17 protein-coding genes and 1 pseudogene are annotated in these 22,484 nt (G+C 49.6%); 13 read left to right on the forward strand and 5 right to left on the reverse strand.

From position 1 onward, the window contains the following. The first annotated feature begins 291 nt into the window (after positions 1–291). The gene (locus tag G8770_RS23200) at positions 292–1,719 is read left to right on the forward strand and encodes a mannose-1-phosphate guanylyltransferase/mannose-6-phosphate isomerase (RefSeq protein WP_167192434.1); all 1,428 of its coding nucleotides are present in this window, start codon (positions 292–294) and stop codon (positions 1,717–1,719) included. A gap of 122 nt (positions 1,720–1,841) precedes the next feature. On the opposite strand, the gene cysN is transcribed toward G8770_RS23200, so the two are convergent. From cysN to G8770_RS23215, 3 genes are all read right to left on the reverse strand, one after another. Continuing rightward, complete coding sequence (gene cysN, locus G8770_RS23205; protein WP_167192435.1) at positions 1,842–3,287, reverse strand: sulfate adenylyltransferase subunit CysN; 1,446 nt, start codon at positions 3,285–3,287, stop codon at positions 1,842–1,844. Between the two features lie 145 nt (positions 3,288–3,432). Beyond that, positions 3,433–4,341: a sulfate adenylyltransferase subunit CysD gene (cysD, locus tag G8770_RS23210; protein WP_167192436.1), complete on the reverse strand. Its 909-nt coding sequence runs from the start codon at positions 4,339–4,341 to the stop codon at positions 3,433–3,435. A 297-nt stretch (positions 4,342–4,638) separates the two neighbouring features. After that, on the reverse strand, positions 4,639–6,348 hold the full coding sequence (locus G8770_RS23215; RefSeq protein WP_167192437.1) for a bifunctional sulfate adenylyltransferase/adenylylsulfate kinase: 1,710 nt from the start codon (positions 6,346–6,348) through the stop codon (positions 4,639–4,641). Between the two features lie 454 nt (positions 6,349–6,802). Between G8770_RS23215 and G8770_RS23220 the strand changes: the two genes are divergently transcribed. From G8770_RS23220 to G8770_RS23235, 4 genes are all read left to right on the forward strand, one after another. After that, complete coding sequence (locus G8770_RS23220; RefSeq protein ID WP_167192438.1) at positions 6,803–7,678, forward strand: LysR substrate-binding domain-containing protein; 876 nt, start codon at positions 6,803–6,805, stop codon at positions 7,676–7,678. Positions 7,679–7,957: 279 nt separating this feature from the next. Then, positions 7,958–9,703 carry an SLC13 family permease gene (locus G8770_RS23225; RefSeq protein ID WP_167192439.1) on the forward strand — a complete coding sequence of 582 codons (1,746 nt, stop codon included), beginning with the start codon at positions 7,958–7,960 and terminating at the stop codon, positions 9,701–9,703. A 155-nt stretch (positions 9,704–9,858) separates the two neighbouring features. Continuing rightward, positions 9,859–10,197 (forward strand): four helix bundle protein, encoded by a 339-nt coding sequence (locus G8770_RS23230; RefSeq protein WP_167192440.1) that lies wholly within the window; start codon positions 9,859–9,861, stop codon positions 10,195–10,197. A gap of 281 nt (positions 10,198–10,478) precedes the next feature. Beyond that, entirely contained in the window at positions 10,479–11,858 is a 1,380-nt protein-coding gene (locus G8770_RS23235; RefSeq protein ID WP_167192441.1) for a UDP-glucose dehydrogenase family protein, read from the forward strand. Between the two features lie 476 nt (positions 11,859–12,334). Here G8770_RS23235 and G8770_RS23240 read toward each other — a convergent pair whose 3' ends face one another. Then, positions 12,335–12,769 carry a hypothetical protein gene (locus tag G8770_RS23240; RefSeq protein ID WP_167192442.1) on the reverse strand — a complete coding sequence of 145 codons (435 nt, stop codon included), beginning with the start codon at positions 12,767–12,769 and terminating at the stop codon, positions 12,335–12,337. A gap of 820 nt (positions 12,770–13,589) precedes the next feature. On the opposite strand from G8770_RS23240, the gene galU reads away from it, so the two are divergent. The 8 genes from galU (at position 13,590) to G8770_RS23280 (ending at position 22,117) form a co-directional block, all read left to right on the forward strand. Further along, positions 13,590–14,531, forward strand: a complete 942-nt coding sequence (gene galU / locus G8770_RS23245; RefSeq protein WP_167192443.1) for a UTP--glucose-1-phosphate uridylyltransferase GalU — start codon at positions 13,590–13,592, stop codon at positions 14,529–14,531. Between the two features lie 114 nt (positions 14,532–14,645). Then, positions 14,646–15,122: a serine O-acetyltransferase gene (locus G8770_RS23250; RefSeq protein WP_167192444.1), complete on the forward strand. Its 477-nt coding sequence runs from the start codon at positions 14,646–14,648 to the stop codon at positions 15,120–15,122. Next, complete coding sequence (locus G8770_RS23255) at positions 15,122–16,030, forward strand: sulfotransferase domain-containing protein (protein ID WP_167192445.1); 909 nt, start codon at positions 15,122–15,124, stop codon at positions 16,028–16,030. Before G8770_RS23250 ends, G8770_RS23255 begins: the two co-directional genes overlap by 1 nt. Positions 16,031–16,044: 14 nt before the next feature. Then, on the forward strand, positions 16,045–17,295 hold the full coding sequence (locus G8770_RS23260; protein WP_167192446.1) for a hypothetical protein: 1,251 nt from the start codon (positions 16,045–16,047) through the stop codon (positions 17,293–17,295). Then, on the forward strand, positions 17,292–18,383 hold the full coding sequence (locus tag G8770_RS23265; RefSeq protein WP_167192447.1) for a glycosyltransferase: 1,092 nt from the start codon (positions 17,292–17,294) through the stop codon (positions 18,381–18,383). The genes G8770_RS23260 and G8770_RS23265 overlap by 4 nt, the downstream gene beginning before the upstream one ends. Then, positions 18,376–19,155 (forward strand): WecB/TagA/CpsF family glycosyltransferase, encoded by a 780-nt coding sequence (locus G8770_RS23270; RefSeq protein WP_167192448.1) that lies wholly within the window; start codon positions 18,376–18,378, stop codon positions 19,153–19,155. The genes G8770_RS23265 and G8770_RS23270 overlap by 8 nt, the downstream gene beginning before the upstream one ends. Further along, entirely contained in the window at positions 19,152–20,111 is a 960-nt protein-coding gene (locus G8770_RS23275; RefSeq protein WP_167192449.1) for a sulfotransferase family protein, read from the forward strand. Before G8770_RS23270 ends, G8770_RS23275 begins: the two co-directional genes overlap by 4 nt. 740 nt (positions 20,112–20,851) lie before the next feature. Then, positions 20,852–22,117 (forward strand): oligosaccharide flippase family protein, encoded by a 1,266-nt coding sequence (locus tag G8770_RS23280; RefSeq protein ID WP_167192450.1) that lies wholly within the window; start codon positions 20,852–20,854, stop codon positions 22,115–22,117. 173 nt (positions 22,118–22,290) lie between these two features. Here G8770_RS23280 and G8770_RS23985 read toward each other — a convergent pair. Next, positions 22,291–22,484 (reverse strand): annotated as a pseudogene (locus G8770_RS23985) (hypothetical protein); the annotation flags it as partial.

Here is a 22,484-nt window from a genome sequence, read left to right on the forward strand (position 1 = left end):
GCCAGCCACCTTGTCGGCCATGTCCTGTAGTTCTTTGTTTTTCATTGTCGATACCATGATTCATTAACTCCTCTAGGGTAATATGAATCACGGGGTTTACACAGTTAGTGGGACATTCTCCGCGAGGGTAGCCACACGTCCCCGTTGACTGCCCCTGGTTTTCCTAGATTCTAGCCACTAGCTACTAGTAACTAGCTTCTAGCTACTCGCCACTGCCCACTCGTCCCTCCCTTCTTTCCCTGCTAGAATTACCACACTAAATTCGAAGAAAATCGTGCCAGGAAAGCATATATGATTATCCCCGTTGTAATGGCTGGAGGGTCTGGAACCCGCCTTTGGCCCATGTCTCGTTCTCTTTACCCGAAACAGTTTTTGTCCTTATTAAATGACGCGACGATGTTGCAGGACACCTGTGGTCGTTTGGCGGGTCTCGAGACCAATGCACCGATGGTGATTTGCGGTGAAGACCATCGCTTTACCGTGGCGGAACAGTTGCGCACATTGAATGCAGGTTCTAATGGCAAGATTGTGCTGGAGCCCGCAGGTCGCAATACCGCACCGGCGGTGGCGTTGGCGGCACTGCAAGCAACCCGCGACAATGACTCAGACCCATTGCTGCTGATTTTGGCGGCAGACCATGCGATCACCAATGTTGACGCGTTTCAGGTGGCGGTGAAAAAGGCAGCCGCTCACGCCGAAACCGGCAAGCTGGTGACCTTTGGTATCGTCCCCACTGGCCCCGAAACCGGTTACGGTTACATTCGCCAGGGCGATGTCGAAGGTGATGCCTACCAAATTGCTGAGTTTGTGGAAAAGCCCGATCAGGACACGGCCGAAAAGTACCTCTCCAGCGGCAATTACGTCTGGAACAGCGGCATGTTCATGTTCAAAGCCAGCCGCTACCTCGAAGAGCTGAAAAAGCACCGCCCTGACATGCTGGCGGCGTGTGAGCAATCGATGTCCAATGCGACGGAAGATGTGGACTTTGTCCGCCCCGACAAAGAGGCGTTTCTGGCGTGCCCGGATGACTCCATCGATTATGCCGTCATGGAGCCCCTGTGCAGTGACGCGGCAAGCGGCCACGCCGTCGTGGTGCCACTGGATTGCGGTTGGAGTGATGTGGGTTCCTGGTCAGCCCTGTGGGATGTGTCGACTAAAGACGACAACGGCAATGCGTTGCACGGCGATGTGCTCACACACGATACCCGCAACAGCTACATTCGCAGTGATTCCAAACTGGTGGCGACCATCGGTCTGGACAATGTCATTGTGGTGGAAAGTGACGACGCCATTATGATCGCGTCCAAAGATCGCGTACAGGATGTGAAGAAAATCGTCGAGCAACTCAAGCAGGCCGAACGCAGCGAAGCGCAACTGCACCGCAAGGTGTATCGTCCCTGGGGCTTTTACGACTCCATCGACAATGGCGATCGCTTTCAGGTCAAACGCATCGTCGTTAAGCCTGGCGGCAAACTGAGCCTGCAGATGCATCACCACCGCGCCGAACACTGGATCGTCGTCAGCGGCACCGCAGAAGTCACCAAAGGCGAAGAAGTCTTCCTGGTCTCCGAAAACGAATCCACCTACATCCCACTGGGCGTCACCCACCGCTTATTCAACCCCGGCGCGATTCCGCTGGAAATGATCGAAGTGCAGTCCGGTTCGTATTTGGGCGAAGATGATATTGTGCGCTTTGAGGATACTTACGGGAGGGGATAAACAGCAGTATCGAGATGCGAGCTTCGAGATCCGAGGAAAGATAAGCCAATAAAAAAGCGGGTAGAGATCGTCTCTCTACCCGCTTTTTCTTTTCCTAGAAACTAGAAACTAGTAACTAGCAACTAAACATCCTGCAACGACTTCAAAATCGCAATCAACTGCGCATCGTTCAGCGTATCCAGCTTCGCTTCAACAGCTTGCAGTTTGTTTTTGATCTGCTCTTTCAGGTCAGCGTTGGACACGTTGGTGTCAAAGCCTGCCAGGTCCAGATCGTTGACGATCATGCCGGCGCCGACGGTGCCGTTGGTGATGCGATCGATGATGATGAAGGCACCGGTAATGCGGTTGTCCTGATACTTGTCAAAGATCACTGGCATGTCGAAGCTGATGTCGCACAGGGCGATCTCGTTCAGGTCCAGGCTGTCAGCTGCACTTTTCTCCATGGTGTTGACATCGATCTTGTGCTCGATGGCGACCACGTTGCCAAGGGCTTTCTTGCTGACGAACTTCACCGCGTATTGCTTGTGCAAACGCAGGGACTCTTCGGCCATCCAGATGACGTGGGCTTTAACGCCTTTGCTGACGTGCGGCAGATCATCGGCTTTCACCAGCATGTCGCCACGGCTCACATCGATCTCATCTTCCAGTGTCAGGGTAATGGCTTCAGCGGCAGACGCTTCTGCAATATCCCCGTCGAACGTGGAGATGGTTTTGACTTTGCTCTTCTTGCCGGAAGGCAGAGAAACCACTTCGTCGCCCGGGCGGATGGTGCCAGACGCGATGGTGCCGGCAAAACCGCGGAAATCCAGGTTGGGGCGAATCACGTATTGCACCGGCAAACGGAAGTTTTTCAGATTGCGGTCCTGGGAGATTTCGATGTTCTCCAGAACATTCATCAACGGCGCGCCGGTGAACCAGGGCATGTGCTCGGAGGCGTTCACCACGTTGTCACCGCGCAAGGCAGAAATCGGAGCGAACTGAATGTCCGGAATGTTCAGCTGCTTGGCAAACACTTTGTACTCTTCAACGATTTCGTTGTAACGCTCTTCGCTGTAGTCCACCAGGTCCATCTTGTTGATGGCAACGACGACGTGCTTAATGCCCAGCAGTGACACGATGAAACTGTGACGACGGGTTTGCGTCATGATGCCGTGACGGGCATCCACCATCACAATCGCCAGGTCGCAGTTGGATGCGCCGGTGGCCATGTTGCGGGTGTACTGCTCGTGCCCCGGGGTGTCGGCAATGATGAACTTGCGCTTGTCGGTCGAGAAGTAGCGGTAAGCCACATCAATGGTGATGCCCTGCTCACGCTCGCTCTGCAGGCCGTCGACCAGCAAGGCCAGATCGAACTCGCCGTCGGTGGTGTTGAAACGCTTGGAGTCGTTTTTGATGGCCGACAAATGATCTTCAAAAATCATTTTGGAATCGTGCAGCAGACGACCGATCAGCGTACTTTTACCGTCATCCACGCTGCCGCAGGTCAAAAAGCGTAGCAGTTCTTTGTTCTCGTGCTGATCCAGGTAGCCCAGGATGTCTTGTTCTAGAAGAGAGGTAGGCTCATTCATAATGTTCTCTTTACTGTCTTGGGTTGTGCGGAAATTACCGCACAACAAAATTCATTAAGTCGGTGTTGTCAGGTCTGTTGTATTTTTAAGCTTTTCTAGAAACTAGAAACTAGAAACTAGAAACTAGAAACTAGAAACTAGAAACTTAGAAATACCCTTCCATTTTCTTCTTCTCCATGGAACCGGCAGAGTCACTGTCGATCACACGGCCCTGACGCTCGGAGGTTTTGGTCAACAACATTTCCTGAATGATTTCCGGCAGGGTGGCTGCGTCAGACTCGACAGCACCCGTCAGTGGGTAGCAACCCAGGGTACGGAAACGCACGCTCTTCATTTCAGGCACTTCGCCTTCTTCCAGCGGCATACGCTCGTCGTCCACCATGATCAAGGTGCCGTCGCGCTCAACCACTGGGCGCTTTTTGGAGAAATACAGATCAGGGATTTGAATGTTTTCTTTGTAGATGTACTGCCAGATGTCCAGCTCGGTCCAGTTGGACAGCGGGAATACGCGGATGCTTTCACCCTGGTCGACGTTGCTGTTGTAAATGTTCCACAGCTCCGGACGCTGGTTCTTCGGATCCCAACGGTGATTCTTGTCACGGAAAGAGTACACACGCTCTTTCGCGCGGGATTTTTCCTCGTCGCGACGGGCACCACCAAAGGCGGCGTCGAACTTGTAGTGGTTGAGCGCCTGCTTCAGACCTTCGGTCTTCATGATGTCGGTGTGCTTGGCGCTGCCGTGAGTAAACGGGCCGACGCCCATGGCAACGCCGTCGGGGTTGATGTGCACCAGCAGATCAAAGCCGTACTCTTTCGCCATGCGATCGCGGAACTCGATCATCTCGTGAAACTTCCACGTGGTGTCGACGTGCAACAGCGGGAAAGGAATTTTACCCGGGTGGAACGCCTTGCGGGCCAGGTGCAGCAACACAGAAGAATCTTTACCCACAGAGTAAAGCATTACCGGGTTATCAAACTCCGCAGCCACTTCGCGGAAGATCTGGATGCTCTCGGCTTCCAGCAATTTTAAATGGGTCAATTTTTCAGGAGTCATAACAATACCTAATTTTAAATAAAAGTTTCTAGTGGCGAGTAGCTAGTAACTAGGAAAACACAAAGCGAAAGACTGGCTCAAACCGCTTTTAATTTCTTCCTGTTTGCTAGTCACTCACCCCTGCACTTAAGTCCTTCCAATCTTTTCCAGCCTGCTCACCATTCGTAACTGGCAGCTGTCTTTTCTATCCTTTCCTGTAACCTCGCTACTAGTCACTCGCAACTGGTTTTTCATCTTTTCCTAGTAACTAGTAACTAGCCACTAGCCACTAGCCACTAGCTTCTAGCAACTCGCCACTCAAGCAATCAATTTCATCTCACGCAATCGTTCAATCACCTGCTCCACCGCATCGGTCATCGTGTATTGCGAGGTATCGATGCGCATCTCCGGGTTTTCAGGCACATCGTACGGATCGTCGATGCCGGTAAAGCCTTTGATTTTTCCGGCGCGGGCCATGGCATACAGGCCTTTGCGGTCGCGTCCTTCGCACACTTCAATCGGGGTGGCGACGTGGATTTCAACGAACACTCCCACTTCTTCAATCATGCTGCGTACGCTGCGACGCGTGGTGGCGTAGGGCGCGATAGGCGCGCAGATGGCGATGCCGCCATTTTTGCTGATTTCGCTGGCCACATAGCCGATGCGCAGAATGTTTAAATCGCGATGTTCTTTCGAAAAGCTGAGTTCGCTGGAAAGGTTTTTACGCACGACGTCGCCGTCCAGTAAGGACACATGGCGACCGCCCAGTTCGCGCAATTTTACCATAACGCCGTTGGCCAGGGTGGATTTCCCCGAGCCTGACAGACCAGTAAAGAATAAGGTTATGCCTTGTTTGGAGCGCGGTGGCAGGGTGCGGTTCAGCTCTTCAATCACTTCCGGAAAGGCAAACCACTCGGGAATGTCTTCGCCGTGGCACAGCTTGTCTTTCAGTTCGGCGCCGGAAATGTACAGCCCCGCCTCGCCAGACAGCAGCTCGTGCTCTTCACAGAATTCGCCGCGACCTTCCACGTAACGCAGGAACGGTGCTTTCAGAATCTGGATGTTCAGTTCGTCCTGCAAGGAGGACACCAGTTCCTGGGCTTCGGTGGCGCCATAGAACAGGCCGCCCAGATTGTTGCGGCCGGGGCCGGCGTGATCGCGTCCCACAATAAAGTGAGTGAAACCGTAATTCTGGCGAATGATCGCATGCCACAGGGCTTCACGCGGTCCGCCCATGCGCATGGCCAAGGGCAGCAGACGAATTTCCGCCGTGCCCGCCGGAAAATGCGGCAGTACTTTTTCGTAACAGCGCACCCGACAGAAATGATCGATATCGCCGGGCTTGGTGCGACCCACCGCCGTGTGAATCACCAGATTGGCCTGATTTTTGGCCATCAGGCGCTTCATCATAATCACATGCGCTTTGTGAATCGGGTTGCGGGTCTGAAAGGCAATCACATTGCTCCAGCCCAACTCGGCGAAGTGCTGGCGCATTTCCGCCGGGGTGTTGCGGTACTGGTTAAAATCGTAATGCAGCGGTGGCGTCACGCCGGTCAGGGTACCGCCCACATACACCGGGTTGCCCTCGTTGAGCAGACGGCGAACGCCGGGGTGAGCCGTGTCCGTGGTGCCAAACACCTTTTCCGCTTCCAGGGTCTTATCGGGTGTCCACAGGTCCGTCACCACCAAATTGGCAATCACCACACCTTCGGGGTCGCGCAGCGTGATCTCTTCGCCAATGGTGGTCTCGTCGGCAAACGCCTGGCTAATGTCGAGGTTGATGGGCATTGGCCACAAGGTGCCATCCGCCAGGCGCATCCCTTCAACCACAGACTGGTAATCGGCCTGGTTCAAATAACCGGTCAGGGGTGAAAACGCCCCATTGAGCAACAGCTCGATATCAAACATCTGACATGTCGTCAGATCCCACGAACGGTTGGACTTGGCCTTCTCTTTTTCCTGCAGCAGCGCCTCACCCTCTACGTAGAGGTTAATCAACTTGCCGCCGTGTGCACTTGTCGTATCCATTTATTATTGCCCTGTCAGCGTAAACGTCTTACTGAGTGTAGGTAATTGAAACAATGATGGCGATTGTACAGGGGTAGGCGTATTCATAAAATCAGGATATTATGAATTTAAATATCGAAAAAATAGGAAAGAGGTAGTTACTAGTAACTAGTGGCTAGAAGCTAGGAAAGGACTGGAAAGCAGTTGCTAGTGGCTAGGAAAAGATAGGAAAACAAAGAAATTAGGAAAGATAAACCAGTAAAAGACATTAGGGTAGGATAAGAATGATAAATCTCTATAAATTCGGTAATGATCCGTTTGCTAGGCAGAGCGCACACCAAGCTTTTCTCTTGGCCCCTGCTTTTGTCTCTGTCTCTTCCTGTCTACTCGCACCTGTCCGCTCGCTACTGCCCCTTTCGCCCCTATCTTTTGTCTTTTCCTCGTTACTCGCCACTCGCCACTCGTCACTGCAGTCATGAAATACACCATCCGCCATCTTCAGGTTTTCCTCGCCGTTGCCAAAGAGCAGAGCATCAGCCGTGCCGCGACGGAGTTGTCGATGTCGCAGTCGGCCGCCAGTGCGGCGTTGCAGGAGTTTGAGAGCCGCTACGACATTCAGTTGTTTGACCGGGCCGGCAAGCGCTTGCGGTTGAACAGCTTTGGCGAGTCGATCCGCATCAAGGCCGAGGCGGTGATGGCGCACCTGCGGGAGTTCGAGGATGAGCTGCAGGGGCAGGAGGAGCTGGGGCATTTGCGCGTGGGCGCCAGTTTGACCATTGGCAACTACCTGGCGGTTAAGCATCTGGCCACCTACCTTCAGGAGCATCCGGGCGCCAAGGTCGAGATGGAGGTGGGCAGCACCCCCGAAGTGGTGGCCAAGGTGCTTAACTTCCATCTGGATATTGGCCTGATTGAGGCCGAGCTGCACCACGACGACCTGCTGTTGCAGCCCTGGCGGGAGGATAAAATGGTGGTCTTCTGCCGCGCGGATCACCCCCTGGCGGCAAAGCCTTCGCTTACCAACAAAGACCTGCTGGCCGCCGACTGGATTCTGCGCGAATCCGACTCCGGTCACCGCCAAACCTTCGACCGCTCCATGCAGGGGTTGTTGCCGGAGCTGAACATTGTGTTGGAGCTCACCCACAACGAAGCCATCAAAAACGCGGTCAAAGCCGGGCTCGGCGTCGGTTGCCTGTCCGAAATCGCCATCGCCGATGAAATCCAGCAAGGCGTGCTGGTGCCGTTAACCGTGAAAGGGCGTCCCATGCACCGTCGCTTTTATTTTGTCACTCACAGACAGGCATCGGTGAGCCGGGCGGCGCAGAGTTGGATTGAGATTTGTAAGAGATAGGGGCTAGTAACTAGTAACTAGTAACTAGTAACTAGTGGCTAGTAGCTAGGAAAAGATGAACAGCAGTGGTGAAGGAATAGGGTCCAATAGAGGGAATGAGAAGGGCAGGGCAAACTAAAAGAAAGAGTTTCTGTAAAATCCTTCTTACAACGTATAGCATTCCAGTCCTTATGATTGTCTAGCCACTAGCCACTAGCCACTAGCCACTACAAGGTGAATGGCGCAGCCAGAGAAGGCACCCTGGGGTGGCCACTAGTGACTAATATAAATGGAAATTGAATGTTAGCTTTGATTAACGAATACGCCGGATTGTTGGTGGCAATGGACCTGCTGGTGATTGTGGCGTTGTTGGTGTTTACCCAATTAAGGCCCTGGGTCATCTTTTTGTGCTCCAGTGTGATGCTGTACCTGACCGATATCCTGTCGCTGGAAGGATTGCTGAGCGGTTACACCAACCCCTCGCTGCTGGTGTTGATGCTGCTGTTTCTGGTGTCGGTGCCGCTGGAGCGCACGACCCTGATGCGCCGTATGACCAGTGCGGTGTTGCGCAGCTCGACGCGCAGTTCGGTGTTGCGGTTGTCGGTGTTCAGTGGTTTTTTCTCGGCGTTTATCAACAATACCGCCGTGGTCTCGGCCATGCTCGGGCCGATCAAGCGACAGTCCACTCAGTCGGCCTCCAAGTTGCTGTTGCCCTTGTCCTACGCGTCCATTCTGGGGGGCACGTTAACGCTAATCGGTACCTCGACCAATTTGATCGTCAACGGCTTTGTGCAGCAAGCCGGCTACGAGACACTGGGCTTTTTCGATTTTACCTTCATCGGCCTGCCGGTGTTTGTGGGCTGTGTGTTGTTGATGGTGGTACTGGCGCCGCGGGTGCTGCCGGAGCAGGAGCTGGAAGCCGACACCATCACCCAGGACTATTTTCTCGAACGCAGAGTCAGTGCCGGCTCGCCGCTGATTGGGCGCTCGGTGCAGGAAAACGAATTGCGGCAGTTGGAATCCATCTTCCTGGTGGAGGTGATTCGTGATCATCATGTGATGGCGCCAGTGAGCCCGCAGGAAGTGTTGTCGGAGGGCGATGTGCTGGTGTTCACCGGTGACCTCTCCTCCATCGAGTTGCTGGATCGCTTCGAGGGGCTGCTGCCGCTGGAAGAATTTGATCTGGCGGTGCGCGAAAACCTGGTCGAAGTGATTGTCTCGCCGTCGGCCAGCCTGGTCGATCGCACCATCAAAGAGGTGGACTTCCGCTCCCGTTTTGATGCCGCGGTGGTGGCCGTGCGCCGGGGGAATCAGCGCTTGCGCGGTGGCCTGGGCAAGTTGTCTTTGCAAGCCGGTGATGCGCTGGTGCTGGCGGTGGGGGATGACTTTAACCGCCACAGCGACGTAGCCGCCGACTTTATTGTGGTGGGGGGCATCGAAACCAATAAAACCCTCAGCGGCTCCCGCGAGCTGGCCGTGTTTGCCGGTTTTGGTGTGATTGTCGCGCTGGGGGCCACCGGCTTCATGCCGCTGATCAAAGGCCTGATGATCCTGTTGGCGGTGCTGGTTGTGACCCGCATCATGTCCATCGAAGACATCAAATCCCGCTTCCCGTTTTCGCTGCTGATCGTCATCGGTGGCGCCCTGGCACTGTCCCAGGCCATGTTTCAAACCGGCCTGGCGGCTGATTTTGGCAGCTGGGCTGGCCCCGTGCTGGGCGGCTTAAGCCCGCTCGGCGCCCTGATCGGCGTCTTCATCATGACCTGGCTGCTGACCGAGCTGATCACCAACAACGCCGCCGCCGCCATCATGTTCCCGCTGGCGCTGGCCATCTCGGGGCAGTGGGGCGATAACTACATGCCGTTCGTCATGGCCGTTGCCTTCGGCGCCAGCGCCAGCTTCATCTCCCCCTACGGCTACCAGACCAACCTCATGGTCTACACTGCCGGTAACTACCGCATGGCCGATTATTTCAAACTCGGATTGCCGATACTGCTGGCGTATAGCGCGATTTCGTTGACGATGATTAGCATTATCTACAACTAGTAACTAGTGGCTAGTGGCTAGTGGCTAGAGGCTAGTAACTAGTAACTAGTGGCTAGAAGCTAGGAAAAGACAGGAAAAGACAGGAAAAGACAGTTGCTAGTAACTCGTAACTAGCCACTAGCTCCTAGGAATACATAGGAATTTGGAGAGCATGGATGCTTTATGAAAATCTTGCTGTTTGGCAGCGGAGTCGGGCGTTAACCATTCAGGTTTATCGTCATTTTTCTGGTTGCAGGGATTTTGGTTTCAAGGACCAGATTACGCGGTCGGCGTTATCGGTGCCCAGTAATATAGCGGAAGGGTTTGAGCGGGAATCAATCAAAGAGCGGTGCAGATTTTTGAGCTTTGCAAAAGGCTCTCTGGGTGAGTTTAAAACTCAGGCTGACATCGGTATTGAAATCGAATACATCCCTTGGAATATCGGAACTCTCTGGATGGCAGAATGTGACGAACTGGCCAAAATGTTGGCCTCTTTAATTAGAAAATATGAATAGAATGCGGAGATACGAGTCTAGTAGCTAGGCTCCTGGCCACTACAAAGTGAATTGCGCAGCCAGAGAGTATCCAGGGGAGGCCCGCCTACCCAATCTTTTCCTAGTAACTCGTAACTAGCCACTCGTAACTCGCTTCTAGCCACTAGTCTCTATCCCCGGCCTGTCCAATCTTTTCCTAGCCACTAGAAACTAGCCACTCGCATCTCATCTCTTCCCCATTCACAAAAATGCACTAATATGATGGTTATCCTGTACTCCTTTAAATCGACTTGGGGATATGAATGAAGGTTACTGTATTTGGAATTGGGTATGTGGGCCTGGTGCAGGCCGCTGTTCTGTCTGAGGTGGGTCATGATGTCTGCTGTGTCGATGTGGATGCCGACCGGATTGAATCCCTGAAGCAGGGCAATATCCCCATTTATGAGCCGGGGTTGGCGCCCTTGGTGCGGTCCAACTTCGAGGCGGGGCGCATTACGTTTACCACCTCGGCCGAAGAGGGGGTTAATTTTGGTGACTTTCAGTTTATCGCCGTGGGCACACCGCCCGATGAAGACGGTTCTGCCGACCTTAAATATGTACTGACCGTCGCCCATACGATTGCCGAGCACATGCAGTCGCCCAAGATTATTGTGGATAAGTCTACCGTGCCGGTGGGCACCGCCGATAAGGTCGCCGAGGTCATCGCCTCGCACCTGGCCACTCGTGACTCGTCACTGACGTTTAATGTGGTCTCCAACCCCGAGTTCCTGAAAGAAGGCGCCGCCGTCAGCGACTGTATGCGACCGGATCGCATTGTGGTGGGGGTGCGCCCCGGCGACGATGCCGACGCCATCGAAGACCGCTTTCGGGAATTGTACGCGCCCTTCAACCGCAACCGCGACCGCATCATCTTTATGGACGCTCGCAGTGCCGAGCTCACCAAGTACGCCGCCAACTGCATGCTGGCGACCAAGGTGAGCTTTATGAACGAGATGGCCAACATCGCCGAAAAAGTGGGCGCCGACATCGAGCACGTGCGGCACGGCATCGGCTCCGATGAGCGCATTGGCTATCACTTCATCTACCCCGGCTGCGGTTACGGTGGCTCCTGCTTCCCGAAAGATGTGCAGGCGTTGGGGCACACCGCCGAAGTCATCGGCTACCAGCCCCAATTGCTGCAGGCGGTCGAGGCCATCAACAATCGCCAAAAGCAAAAGCTGGCGACTTACCTGGAAACCCATTTCAATAACGACCTAACCGGCAAAACCATTGCCCTGTGGGGGTTGTCGTTCAAGCCCAAAACCGACGACATGCGCGAAGCCCCCAGCCGCGTACTGATGGAAACCCTGTGGGCCAAAGGCGCCAGGGTTCAGGCCTACGATCCGGAAGCCATGGAAGAGTGCCAGCGTCTGTATGCAGAATATTGCCACTCGCGTGACGGCGGCAGTCCCCTAAGTCTGATGGGCACCAAAGAGGCGGCCTTGCAAAACGCCGACGCACTGGTCATCTGCACCGAGTGGCAAAACTTCAAAGCGCCTGACTTCGACGCCATCAAAGCCGCCCTCAAACAACCCGTCATCTTCGACGGCCGCAACCTGTTCGATCCTGAACGCATGCGCGCAAAAGGGTTTGCGTATTACGGGATCGGAAGAGGGGAATCGGTGGGGAAGGACAGAATCTAGGAAAAGGCAGTGGCTAGTTTCTAGTGGCTAGGAAAAGCAGGAAAAGATAGGGAACAGTAGACAGGAAGAGACGAAAAGCAAGTGAAAAAGTAGCCTGGTCTCGAAGTTTGTGTTTTCCTCTGCCCTGCCTACTCGCCACTTTCAATTCGTCATTGCGAGAAGCGAAGCGCCGCGGCAATCTGCTCTGGAGTGGCCACTGCCTTTCCAATCTTTTAGCTTCTAGAAACTATCCACTAGCAACTCGTACCTAGCCCCTACAAGGTGAATGGCGCAGCCAGAGAAGGCACCCTGGGGTGTCTCGCATCTCGTTATCTGGTTTTATCTCGCACAAGGTGAATGGCGCAGCCAGAGAATGCACCCTGGGGTGTCTGCTTTATAACAAAAAAGCCCCGCATCTCTGCAGGGCTCTTTATGCTTTTACTAGAAACTAGAAACTAGAAACTAGAAACTAGAAACTAGAAACTAAAAGCTAACAATCAACCACCAGAAGCAGTACCGCCACCGCCACCAGCGCTACCAGCAGAACCGGTTGCAGGAGGAGTGAAAGACTGTGCTTGCTGAGAGCTCTGACCGTTGCCCAGGCCATTGCCGTTACCGTTTGCCGCTGCAACAGCAGCAACTGCGCTGGTGACAGTGCTGGATGCAACGCTTGCGCTCATGCCCGCTTGCACTGCAACGGATTGTAAGGCGGAGGCCAGGCTTGGGTTAGCGGTTACCGCAGCAGCCAGTGCCGCAGCTTTGGCTTCTGGAGTGGTAGCCGCTTCGATCGCAGCTTTCAGGTCTGCCAGCGCGGCTTGTTCTTCAGCAGAAAGAGTTTGAGTGGCTTGGTCAGCAGCAGAGTCTGCTTGAGCCATTGCATAGCTTGCAGGCATGGCAATCAGGCCGGCAATCAAAAGATGGGACAATTTCATGGTATAGGTCCTTCTATTAAAGGAGTGACAAAATGTGATACGCGTCAAGTCTATGAGATTTTCCTAAAGATGAAAAGAGAATAAGTGGTGTATTTCTTATCATGAGCAGTAAAAAGAGCCAATACACCCCTGTTGAATGGCGCGACACCCCGGTTCCATCAACTCTGACACCCCAATTACCTTCTATTATTTATTATTGTTTAGTGTTTTCTCGCCACTCGCCACTCGTATCTGCCTTTATCTCGCATCTCGGATCTGAATTAGAATAAATAACTATAAGCCCACTAATCCTTATCGAATTTCTTGAAGAAAACGGGGACTGGTGGTAATTTAGCCGCCAGATTTATTTGTGAGGCAGTTCACAACTTTGGGTGAGCTGTTTGTCAGCCAAATAATGGGCTGGCCGGGCTCGATAGCAGCGCAAGCGTGCATCAGACACGCAATGCCATTTGGGGGCAAAGGGGCAGGAAAGGCGCTGAATTGAGCCGAAAACGTGTGAAATTGGGGTGCAAGGATAGCGGGTGAGTCACGGGGGTGATGACCCTGCACGCTAAGGAATGATGCTGCGAGCCAATCGTAGCCATCGGTATTCTGCTGTAACAACACCATACACTTTTCTGTTCTTTTAGTTGCGCCGTCTGTGGCCTCTTCTGCTGTGCGCTTTCTTGGGCATTGTCCCGGTGATGGCCTGCATTGCTGTGTGCGGTCTGTGCCGCTGGCTGCCTCCAATGAAACAACCGTAACACCGACAGTCGATGACGTCAGAGCTCCGGTGCAGGACATTACAAACGTAAACGGAAAAAACGAAGGGTGTTAGGTCATGGATGTTGTTAATAAAGAAGCGAGAAAGGTCACCAAAGCCGTCATCCCGGTCGCCGGTCTCGGCACCCGCATGCTACCGGCCACCAAGGCCATCCCCAAAGAGATGCTGCCCATCGTCGACAAGCCCCTGATCCAGTATGTCGTCAACGAGGCAGTCGCGGCCGGCATTAAAGAAATCGTACTGGTCACCCACGCCAGTAAGAACGCCATCGAAAACCACTTTGATACCTCCTTCGAGCTGGAAGCCCAGCTCGAAACACGCCTCAAGCGGCAGCTGCTGGACGAGGTGCGTTCCATCGTGCCGGCGGGTGTGACGGTGATCTCTGTTCGTCAGTCCGAGGCCAAAGGCCTGGGCCACGCGATTCTGTGTGCAAAACCTGTTGTCGGCGATGCCCCGTTTGCGGTACTGCTGCCCGATGTGCTGGTCAATCAATACTGCTCCGATCTGACCACCGCCAACCTGGCGGCCATGGTGCGCAATTTTGAAACCACCGGCGCCAGCCAGATCATGGTCGAGCCCGTCGCCTGGGAAAACGTTACCCAATACGGTGTGGTCGATTGCCTGGGGGCCGAGCTGCCCGAGGGCGGCAGCGCTAACATCGACGGCATGGTCGAAAAACCCAGTGTCGATGCCGCGCCATCCAACATGGCGGTGGTGGGGCGTTACGTGCTGCCTTCTTCTATATGGCAATTACTGGCCCAAACGCAACCGGGCGCCGGTGGCGAGATTCAGCTCACCGACGCCATAGATGAGTTGTTAATGCAAAGTACTGTAGAGGCTTATCGGATTGTGGGTAAGAGTCATGATTGTGGGAATAAATTAGGGTATATGAAAGCTCAGATTGAGTATGCACTGGAGCATGGTGGTGTGGGGGAAGGGCTGCGGGAGTATTTGAACTCAACAATGAGTCAACGAAAAGTGACGGTGCTTTCTAAGTGAGTATTAAGCTTGAAAAACTGTTCAAATTTAAAATGGGACCCAGGCTCCTTTATTCTCTTTATTCTGAATTAGAGCAAAGGCGTGGGCTGGACGAGGTATGAACCGGATAGGATCATGACAAAAATGTACTTTAATGCAGTGTCGACTTATAGAGTGGCTAGATTTTTTTACTTGAAGCGCATGAAAATATTGGCAAGGTTCTTTGAGGCGATTACTTACTTGATCTTTAATTGTTATCTGCCTGCCAAATGTGTTATTGGTCAAGGAACATACTGCAGTCACCGTGGCATGGGAGTGGTTATCCATCCTGATTCTGTAATTGGCCGAAATTGTGTGATTGGCACGGGCGTTACTTTGGGCGGCGCAGGGGGGGATAAAGACGGCGCTCCGGTTATAGGCGATGATGTTTATCTAGGAACAGGCACTAAAGTAATTGGTCCAGTAAATGTAGGAAAAAATGTAATTACCGGAGCAAATTCTGTGGTGGTTAAGCATGTTGCAGAAGGACAGACAGTTGTAGGTATACCTGCTAGACCGATAGGTGAAAATGCGCAAAGCTTACATGAAATGCAAATAAATAAGTTGATGTGATGTATCAGAGCGAAGATTGGAAACCAAACTTGTTTTTGGTAGGGGCTGCGAAAAGCGGAACTACCTCGCTTGCCGAATTGTTAGGGACGGAGCGCGGAGTTCAGTTGCCGGTTTTAAAAGAACCTTTTTATTTCGTTGAGGGTTATGGAATAAAGAACAAAGATGAGTATCGAGCTTTGTATAGATCGGGTGGTTTGTGGCGTATAGATGCGTCCACCGGTTACCTTTTTGATAGGTTATGTCCTGAAAAAATTAAGGAATTTAATCCGAAGGCAAAAGTTCTCATTGTACTAAGAAATCCGATCGATTTTATGGTTTCGTATTGGGAATATATGAGAGCAAATGGAAGTGAAACACTGGATTTTTGTAGTGCTATTTCAGAAGAAGAGGCCAGGAGAAGACACTCTGCTGAATTTGAGAGGAGTTGTGAGCAGTGGCCGGCAAGCTATTGGTACACGGAAAGGGCATTTTTCTTTGATCAGGTTGCTCGTTATCTAAATGCCTTTGAGGAGGGAGAGGTAAAGGTTGTCTTGTTTGAAAAAATAATCAGAGATAAGAATGCAATAAAAGATATATATAGTTTTCTAGGTCTGCATTTACGGGGTGATAAGGAGCTTCCAAGAGTGAATGAGTCTGGTAAGGCACGGCCATTTATTCACTTTTTGAGGTTTTCAAAATATCTATCACCAATAAAACAGATGCTATATAAACTTTTACCAGTATCATTAAGGTTGAAAATAAGGAAAGCTGTTTTCATGGGGTCTATGACCAATAAAGGGTATGAAAAGTTTGTACTCCCAAGTGAAGAGAGAGCTAAGCTAGCTGATATTTTTTCTGAAGATGTTGAGCAGCTTCGCCGATTGTTGCCCCACCTTGAGTTTGACTTATGGGTTGACTTTTCAAAGTAGGAGTTCGTTCGTTGATGGCTGCAGTTAATGTAAGAGCTATTTCCCTTGAAGAAAGGATGTTTCTCGGGCGATTTGAGCGTGTACTGATTTTGGGGGGGCTAGCTCTACTTTTTGTGTTCTACTTGCTGAAATCCTTAATTCCCGGGCTTGGGGTTGGGGTGATTGATTTGCTAGCAGTAACGATGCTGGCTGGAGTGTTTATCAATAAGTATGGAATTCCTGTGGTATTAAGGAAAAGTTTGTGTTCGTACTTGATTTTTATTATTTTGCTTTTAGTGAGCTCATATCAAAATTCTGTTCAATTTAATCCAGAAGGTCAGTTTCTTCAGCTTTTGGTTTATCTTAAGTTTCCATTGCTGATTATTAGTTGTTGGTATTTAAGCCAAAGTTTATGGTTAAAAGGCATATTTGGTAAGTTTATCAAAGGTGTTTTATTTGCCAATGTGCTGTTTGTTGTTCTGCAAATTATAAATCATTCAATATTATCTTCAATATTTCCTGGGATGATGTTGGAAACATATATAGGGGGGGCGAGACGTCTAACTGGCATTTTCTTTCATCCTACACCCTTGAGTTTTGTTTCGACTCTGAGCCTTATTTATCTGGTTGGAGATAAAAAACTTGCTTATAAGGAGAGATATCTTCTTGTTATCTTTTGTCTTTTCTTAATGTACTTTTCTGGGCAGCGAGGTGAAGCTGTTTTTCTTTTGGCCTCTTTCCTATTGGGTGGGGGTGTGTGGCTGTGTAGGCGTGTCATATTTAAAAATGTATCTCTTGTCTCTAGTGCTGTAGTGGTGCTGGGCTATTTTTTACTGGGTATGTTTGAGCTGAATGTATTGACAGATAATGATTTTGCTAGGCTTGTTCTGTTTACCGGGGCTAAAGATGTGGCAGATACATTCTTCCCGATAGGTTCAGGGTTGGCTACTTATGGATCAGCTAATTCAGTTTTATCTGGATTGTATGTAGATTTGGGGGTGGCGGATCTTTGGTGGTACAAACAAGAGCAAAATTATTTGACAGATACTTATTGGGCTATGTTAATAGCTGAAGCAGGATGGTTGGGACTGTTGTTTTTCCTTGTTAGTTTGTTTTGTTTTGTACGCCCTTTTGTGTTCTCTCGTGGTTCATATTATAGCTGTGTCGCACTGGTGTTTATCTTGTTGGAAGCGTTTACCAATCCGATTTTTACAGGTCCATGCTATTTGAGTTTGTTTGCGGTGCTAGTCATGAACTTTTCTACTGATCGAAGGCTTTTACAATGAGAATTTTACAGGTTGTCAATGGGGAGTATTATGCGGGGGCTGAGCGAGTTCAAGAACATTTGGTCAGAGAGCTGGCTGCTCGGAATTATAATGTCGTTGTTGTAGCGTTAAAAGATGGGGTTTTCTTTGAGCGTAGCGGTTTGAAAGAGCTAAAAGTCGTCGAGTGTTTGACTATGCCGAGCTCGTTTAAAGATAGAATACCTAGTTTACATGATCTTATAGTAAGTTTTCAGCCAGATATAATCCACTGCCATACGCCGGTTGGGCTTTTTAGCTCGAAACTGGCTTCTGTTGGAGTCCAGAAAAAGTGGCGCTGGGTCTACCATGTTCATAGCCCTGTTTTAAAAGATACCCCTAGTTTTATTAAAAATATAACGAAGTATATGTTGGAAAGGTTGTCTCTGTCGAAGTCGGATAGAATAATTTGTGTGTCGAAAGCTGTTCAAAGAAAAACACCCTACCTCTATGGGAAGCACCGTATTAAATCTTCTGTTGTTCATAATGGCGTACCCGTCGTACAGAAACAAAACTCCTTACTTCTAAAAAAGAGAGTTAAGTTAGGATTTGCGGGATTAATTCGTCCTAGGAAGGGGCTGAATGTGTTAGTTGAAGCGATTGCCAAGTGCGATAAGAAGGTGCGTGATAATCTAGAGCTAAATGTATGGGGTGAGTTTGAATCTTGTGCTTATGAGAATGAAATTATCTCTCTCATTGATAGATTAGGCTTGAGAGAAACAATTCAATTCCATGGGTTTAAAAAAGATATTCAAGCATGTATTGCATCAGTAGACCTTTTTGTCATTCCTTCTTTATATGGAGAGGGACTACCAATGGTTTTGCTTGAAGCAATGTCAGTCGGAAGGCCTGTTTTAGCTAGTGGTATTGATGGAATTCCAGAAGCGCTAGAGGACGATGTTTCTGGGTGTTTAGTAACTGCGGGTGATGTTTCAGGTTTGGCTTCGACCATTACACGCTTGGTTGATAAGCCTGAAATTTTAAAAACTCTTGGTGAGCAAGCATTATTTTGCCAAAGGCAGTTCTTTTCTGTTGAGTCAATGTGTGAAGGGGTTGTTCAACAATATGGGTAAGCCAATTGTTAAAGTTGCAGGGATCGAGATCAATGATTTAAGGCGTGCAGAGGTTCTAGAACTATTAGGGCGGGCAGTAATGGACAAGGATGTACCGGGTGAGTTGGTTGTAACTCCAAACTTGGACCATCTTACACAAATACTAAATGACAGATTGTTCTGTGGAGCCTATAAGAAAGCAACGCTGACTATTGTAGATGGGTTTCCTGTGAAACTGTTAAGTTTTTTAAAGTTAAAGGCTCCTCTCAAAGAGGTGATACCTGGAAGTGAATTTACAATTGAGTTATTTGAGCGTGTGAATCGTGAGTTGCCAGAAGGGGCGGTATGTAATGTCTTTATTCTGGGGGCCAATGATAAAACAATAGGTTTGGTTAGAGATAGATTTGAACAAGATTTTCCAAAGCTGAAATTGGTAGGGGCATTTACTGGAAAGATAATTGTCGATGACAATATCTCAAAATTGTCTTGTTATCTGAGCGATGAAATCACAGGTTGTGAAGTGGATTTGGTGATCGGTAGCTTGGGGGCTCCTAAGCAAGAGGTGGTTTGTTCACTTTTACATGCTAAGAACCCAAAAATAACATTTTTGTGTGTCGGTGCTACTTTGGAATTTTTTGTTGGGGTGAAAAAGAGAGCACCATTAATTCTGAGAAGGATGAAGCTTGAGTGGTTGTATCGATGGTCTCAGGAGCCTTATCGATTGACTAGGCGTTATTTATTGTGTTTCTTAACCTTTCTTAAATTAGCTTTCTACAAGTGGGAGCGGGTATGATTATTTTTGTTGTAGGTATGCCTCGGAGTGGGTCAACACTCCTTTCCCGCTACCTTAATTTAATGGATGGAGTTGCGTCACTTAATGATTTTTATTTCTATCAGTGGCTTGCAGTGAATTTTAACCTTTATAGAAAGGATAGAGAGCTCTTTCATAAGGCTGCATTGGAGTATCTGAGTTGGTTTTTTCAGGAGCGAGCTCTTGTTAATGATCCTTTTGAGGGACAGCTAGATCTGGATGAATGTGACATAGCTCGAGTTATGTCACAGCTTACGGCAGATGTGCCATCATCTCTAATGAGGTTTGATCAGATAGTATCCCATTATTATTTGTGTATTAAGGCTGCTTTAAACGCTGAGGTATTGGTCGATAAAACTCCTCAAAATTTCATGCACGCAGATACATTATTAAAGATTGATGATACGGTTAAGTTTCTATATTTATTGAGGGAGCCAATATCTACAGTATGTTCTTTCAAATATGCAAATTTTAAAGGTCATGATAAAAGGCGATATCATCCCTACATTTATGCAAAATATTGGTTGAAAACTTATAAAAGTTATTTAACAAGAAAACACGAAGATAATTTTTATCTCTTGAGGTATGAAGATTTGGCCGAGAGTCCTTGTGCAGTTAAATCTGTTTTTTATGAGCTTGGGCTTGATTCTGGAGCTGTTGTCTTTCCAGATGCTGGTCGTCTTGGAAATAACTCAAGTAACAAGTCCAGCTCGAGTAGAAGTCTTACCGAACTGGAGATTAGAATCTTGCAGCATGTTCTAGAAAAAGTGCCGAATGAGCTTGGATACTATTTTCCTCAATGTCGAAAAGTTAATTTCGAAGATTTCCTGTATCTTTTGAAGACAACTGTCACTTTCATGTTTTTCAATTTGAAGCGTTTGTTGTCGGATGCTGATTCTCGTAATCGTATATTGACTTTCATTAAAATAAAGGGGTGAATTATGCTGGCTGAGTCCTTTTAGTTTAAATGCTTTTTATTATTTCTTGCTTGCTCCAGTCGGCCGCCCTCGAGTGGCTAACCCCACTTTACATTGCAGTTGAGGTTTTACTTGGCAGTTGAAGTAATCGTTTGCTGACGGGATGCCTGTTGACCAGTGTTTATGGGGTTTGTTCATATTTGTGTGATTACAGGCCCTTTAAGCTTGTTCAGTGTAAGCTTTTGCAGCAGGTGATGTAGGTCCTGACCGTTACTAAGTAGTGCTCATCTTGCACAAGGCCGGCTTTAAAGCGATCTTCCCATATAGGTTTCGATTTACCTATTTGTGATTCATCTGGAGGGCATGGAGTCTGATGATTTACTTCAAAACTGAGTGGCTGCAGATTCTGTGGTGGGTGTGACTAATCAAATGCATGTGATTGGTCATTAAGTCATTAGGAAGAATAACAACTTGACATTTCTGTTAAATACCTTTGCCCAATGGGCATAAGTGGCATAGTTTTGTGGTAACACAAAATACGGACTGGAGTTAATGTCCGCGCTGAGCTATGTGAACAGGAGTGCCGCGGTTAAAGTCTCCGCTTTTTTGGCTGTTTCATGCTTGAATCAAAGAGTTGCAACAAAAAGTTAACAAAATCAAAACCGAATGCACAATTCTCGTAAGATCAAATATCTAAATGGCTCTATCCCCTTTTTGATATTTAGACATTCATACATTAGTAGGCATGCTGTACGAAGTATATGAAAGATCTTCTTTATAAAATTGCCATCTCCGGTTCGGTCAAGATGGCTTCTGCGATTATTGCTTTTTTCTTGACCGTGGTAGTGGCTCGTACGCTAGGGGCGGATGAAGCAGGTCTGTTTTTGTTGGTGGTGTCGTTGCTTGCCAGCTTGTCTGTCTTTTTCCGCCTGGGTTTGGATGGCGTTATTTTGAAAGTTGTTGGTGCGGAGGGGTTGTCTGATAAAGCTCAGGCGCAGTTGCGTACTGGATTGTGCTGGATTATGTTGGTATCGCTTCCGATGGCGTTGGGAATCTCGCTGTCGGCAGAATGGTGGGCGGTCAGTTTATTTGATAAACCTGCGTTTTCACCAGTGTTACGTTGGGCTGTTTGGGCTTTACCGTGTATGTCAATGTTTATGTTGTTGGCTATGGGGTTTATTGGGCTGCATCAAGTCGTACTGGGCACGCTGTTCCAGAACCTGGGCCTAGCCACAGTTTTTTTGTTGTTACTCGGTGCGTACCATTACTGGTGGCCAGAATCACTGTCCGCCCAGTTGGCTGCGCAGTTGTATATGTTGGCTGCTGTTGCTGTGGGGCTATTGGCTGTCACCCTCTGGGTGATCAATCCACAGGTGAGCTTGTTTTGCCGGACGTCGGTTAAAAGTCCCAAGTTGTGGGCTGCCAGTTCCAATTTGTGGGTGGCCAATAGTATGTCGTTGGCCGTGATCTGGTCTGGTGTGTTGGTGGGTGGTGCTTATTTGCCGACAGCGGAGTTGGCGCATTTGTCCGCCGCCCAGCGAACCTCAAACCTCACCAGTTTTGTGCTGATGGTGGTGAATGTGGTGGTTGCACCTCGTTACGCCAGGCTGTGGGCCGAAGACAATCAGGATCAGGTGCGAAGTCTTGCGCGTTGGTCGACGCGATGTATGATCGTTTTGGTGTTGCCGGTAATTGCGGTGATGATGATGTTGCCGTCCTATATTATGTCGATCTTCGGCGAGGGCTTTGAACAGGGCGCGATATTGCTGATGATTATGTCTGCGGGGCAGTTTGTGAATGTGGCCACTGGATCGGTAGCTTACCTGTTGCAGATGAGTGGCCACGAGCGGGATTTTCGTCGTGTTACTTTATTTGCCGGCCCTTTGGCGATTATCGCGGCGGTGGCTTTTACTGCGCAGTGGGGCGCAGTGGGTGCAGCCAGTGCCACGGCATTGGGCTTGTCGGTGCAAAACCTTGGAGCCTTGTGGATGGTGAAAAAGCGTTTGGGTTTTTGGCCGATAGGATAGGGGATAACCGGTAAAATCATCAAATTAAAGGGGTCAGAGCCCTTTTTCGCACTACTTGTTGGGGCTAAGCGGTCGGCCTCGACGGGCATGTCCCACTTTGCATCCCAGCTGGGCTTCTACTCGCTGTTTAAAATCAATTAAAGGGGTCAGAGCCACTGCTGTCCCAGTTATTTTCATGTTTTAAGAAGCTCCATCTGATACCCCTCTTGAATCGGGATGTCAGTTGGTGCAATTAAGTCTCGCAAACTCTTCTTGGAGAAAGCATTTACCTGAATTAATCGCAGAACTTTCTGGAAACTATACTCCGCCTTGCTTTGAAATCTTATGAATGCGAGTAACATATAAACGCAAAGCGCCGAGAATATTT

It is taken from the genome of Pseudomaricurvus hydrocarbonicus (genome assembly GCF_011602365.1).
In the GTDB taxonomy this organism is placed as follows: domain Bacteria; phylum Pseudomonadota; class Gammaproteobacteria; order Pseudomonadales; family Cellvibrionaceae; genus Pseudomaricurvus; species Pseudomaricurvus hydrocarbonicus.